The organism is Hyella patelloides LEGE 07179, assembly GCF_900659865.1.
GTDB classification, from domain to species: domain Bacteria; phylum Cyanobacteriota; class Cyanobacteriia; order Cyanobacteriales; family Xenococcaceae; genus Hyella; species Hyella patelloides.
On sequence record NZ_LR214201.1, the window covers coordinates 1 to 3,243 of the forward strand.

Below are 3,243 nucleotides of genomic sequence, written 5' to 3' on the forward strand. Positions count from 1 at the left end.
TTTTTTTATCAGTATTTTCTAGGTTAATTCCATAAAATTACATAAGATGAGAAAAAGTAAGTCCTAACTTAATAGGAATTACATACATAAAAATATGATTAATTTGTCATTTGGAACACAAGAAAATAGCAATAATATAATGGATTGGTCCCCTCTGTATAATTCTAGTTTAGCTGTGCATCGCTCTGTGAAAAGTAGAGTTAAGCGTATGATTGATATTTTAGGCGCAATTATGGGTTTAGCGATTACTGCGATAATAGCTATTCCTATTGCTTTAGCGATGCAATTGGACGATCCTGGCCCTATTTTTTATAGCCAAACTCGTTGCGGACTTAATGGAAAACCATTCCGTATTTGGAAATTTCGCTCCATGGTCGTTAATGCAGATAAGCAGAAACACTTAATTAAAAATAAGGCTCAAGGTCATATCTTTAAAAATGACGACGACCCTAGGGTTACTGATGTAGGGCGTTTTTTACGTCGCACTAGCTTAGACGAATTTCCTCAGTTTTGGAACGTTTTAATTGGAGATATGAGTTTAGTGGGAACTCGTCCTCCCACACCTGATGAGGTAGAAAAATATGCTCCCCATCATCATCAACGTTTGCGAGTAAAGCCAGGTATTACTGGTCAGTGGCAAGTTAATGGTCGTTCTAACGTGTTGGATTTTGAAGACATTGTGCAGATGGATTTAGATTACCAACGCAGATGGTCTAGTATGTATGACTTAAGCTTAATTTTACAGACTATTTTTGTCGTTTTAGCTCGTAAAGGAGCGTGTTAAAGAAGGAAGAAGAAACGAGAAGTAAGGAATAAGGAAAGTAATGGGTAGTTACAAAATATTAATTACTGGTTGTTAGCTATTAACTGTGATACAACCAACCACGAGTTATAAAAATTAGAAAACAAGCAACTGATAATTGACTACTATATTTATTACTGGTTGCAAAAAAACTAATTAATGAATTTACCTACTTGGATTACTGTTTCTCGTCTTTTAGGTTTGCCGTTTATTTTATATTTATTAGAATTTCCTACTGTCGAAAATCGTTGGGTTGCTGTAGGAATTTTTGTGTTAGCTGCGGGTACAGATTGGTTGGATGGTTATTTAGCGAGAAAATTGGATTTAGTAACGGAGTTGGGTAAATTTCTCGATCCTTTGGTAGATAAATTGCTGGTTTTGGGGACTATGTTGGCTTTGATTGAGTTGCAATTAATACCAGCTTGGGGAGTATGTTTGATCTTAGGAAGAGAATTAGCGATCGCTGGATGGCGAATTAACCCCAAACTTACAGGAAGCACAGCTATTAGTGGGGCAAATATTTGGGGTAAGTTAAAAACCGTGGTTCAGATAATAGCGATCGCTATTTTAATTGCGCCCCTTCCTACTGCGTGGGATTTACCCAGTATTGCCTTGTTTTGGCTCTCAGTAGCAATTACTCTGGTTTCAGGCTGGATTTACATTGCTCCCAGTATTTCTTCATCCAAAGAGAAATCAATTTCTGATGAGTCTCTTCCGTGAGCTAAATAATCGTTGTTAAAAGAGTCTTTTAAACCAGATACTAAATCGTATTTAGGTTGCCAATTAAGCTCTTGTTGAGCTTTACTCACATCAGCAAAAAAGTGTTGCACTCGGAGAGGGAAAGCTTTGCGTTTGCCAAAATCAAACTGACTAGGATCGTAATGTACTAAATCAACTTCTTCTGCTGATTTCCCTACCGCTTCAGCGCAAGCCAAAGCCAAACCATCAAAAGTAACATAGCGATCGCCAGAAATATTATAAATTTGACCGCTAGCTTGAGTATTGCCGATTACCTGAGCCATCGCATCAGCTAGATCTTGAATATGACCAAATTGAGTAATATGTAAGCCATTACCAGGAATAGGAATTGGGCGATCTCGAACTAAACGATCGAAAAACCAAGCTTCGAGATCGTTATAATTTTGTGGTCCATAAATATAGGTAGGACGAATCGAAGTCCAAGGGATATCTGATTCTGCCAAATAAGCCTCGGTGTGATGCTTGCCTTTGTGACGACTGTTAGGATCGACTGCATCCCCCTCTCTATGAGGCATTTGATTTGATTTGAGATAAACCCCTGCCGAACTAACATAGACAAAATGCTGAAGCTTATTACCTAAAATTTCGACTAAAGGTTGGGTATGACTTAATTCTCGACCATTATTGTCAAAAACCACATCAAAAACTTCGTTTGCCAACTTTTCTTTCAACTGGCTGGAGTTTTTGCGATCGCCAGTAATTTGAGTTATTCCCTCTACTGGCGGGGGATTATTCCCTCTATTAAACAATACGACATCGTGACCTTGGGCAACTAAAGTTTTGGTTAAGTAAACTCCAATAAAACGAGTCCCTCCCATAATCAGAATTCGCATTGTTTTCACTCCTAAATAATTATGCTGTCTTCAATTCATTATCTTATGGAAAGGGACTATTGAGCGATGTAGCCAATTTTTAAGTAAAAATAACTGAAACTATTGTTTTATCAAACCTTCATCTAATCTATGATTAAACCTTCATCGATTAATTCATCCATGACTAAATCTGTAACCAAACTCTGTGCTGTAGTAGTGGGATGAACACTATCCCAAAATAAAAATTCGTTGGGATTACCTGTAGAAGGTGGTTGATTAATTCCCGTATAAACATCAATACCAGTAAAATTATCGGTGACATTGGTAAAACCAAATTCATTCGGGTCATCCCTGATGTCATCAAATAACTCATTAACATCTACCTCGATGATGTTGACATCAGGATTAGCTCTTTCAGTTTTTCTTGCCAAACATGAGAGCCTTCTATTGTGTAGATTGGTTAACTTTCTGAGGTCTCTTCGATCTTGGCTGGTCAAATCTTGAGCCAAAGGAGTTCGATCCAAGTCTGGTAAGTTAAAGACAACAATATCTTTTCCTCCTGCATCAATTATATCTTGGATTGCTCCTCCGATATTGATATCGACAACTTCGATCGCTGCATCTCTTCTTTCTCTTCCCGTTTCGGGAAAGTCGGTTTCAATTACATCTGGAGTACTTTCGTCATCCTCAATAAAACTCAAGTAATCATTAGAACCCACCCAGAGAAAAAATAGATCGTCTTCTGGAGTTTCTTCAGGACTTTGAGTCTGTAATGACATCTCAAAATTATCAATTTGCTGCTCTAAACCAAAGGGAATAGCATCATTAAACTCACATTCCGCAGAAAAATTTAATTTCTTCGTGATTTTT

4 protein-coding genes are annotated in these 3,243 nt (G+C 37.5%); 2 read left to right on the forward strand and 2 right to left on the reverse strand.

Translation table 11 applies throughout. The features are described from left to right. Positions 1 to 139: 139 nt before the first annotated feature. Positions 140 to 784, forward strand: a complete 645-nt coding sequence (locus tag H1P_RS32090; protein WP_222427350.1) for a sugar transferase — start codon at positions 140 to 142, stop codon at positions 782 to 784. A 177-nt stretch (positions 785 to 961) separates the two neighbouring features. Continuing rightward, on the forward strand, positions 962 to 1,522 hold the full coding sequence (gene pgsA, locus H1P_RS32095) for a CDP-diacylglycerol--glycerol-3-phosphate 3-phosphatidyltransferase (protein ID WP_144875361.1): 561 nt from the start codon (positions 962 to 964) through the stop codon (positions 1,520 to 1,522). Here pgsA and H1P_RS32100 read toward each other — a convergent pair. Continuing rightward, a complete protein-coding gene (locus H1P_RS32100) occupies positions 1,459 to 2,394 on the reverse strand; it encodes an NAD-dependent epimerase/dehydratase family protein (protein ID WP_144875363.1) in 936 nt (311 codons plus the stop codon). The genes pgsA and H1P_RS32100 overlap by 64 nt on opposite strands. A 122-nt stretch (positions 2,395 to 2,516) precedes the next feature. Then, the coding region (locus tag H1P_RS32105) for an SGNH/GDSL hydrolase family protein (RefSeq protein WP_144875365.1) at positions 2,517 to 3,243 on the reverse strand (727 nt) is incomplete at its 5' end.

What these genes read in the sequence shown, in the direction of transcription:
- H1P_RS32090 (WP_222427350.1), top strand. Translation starts at nt 140, where the DNA reads ATGGATTGGTCCCCTCTGTATAATTCTAGTTTAGCTGTGCATCGCTCT.
- pgsA (WP_144875361.1), top strand. Translation starts at nt 962, where the DNA reads ATGAATTTACCTACTTGGATTACTGTTTCTCGTCTTTTAGGTTTGCCG.
- H1P_RS32100 (WP_144875363.1), bottom strand. Translation starts at nt 2,394, where the DNA reads ATGCGAATTCTGATTATGGGAGGGACTCGTTTTATTGGAGTTTACTTA.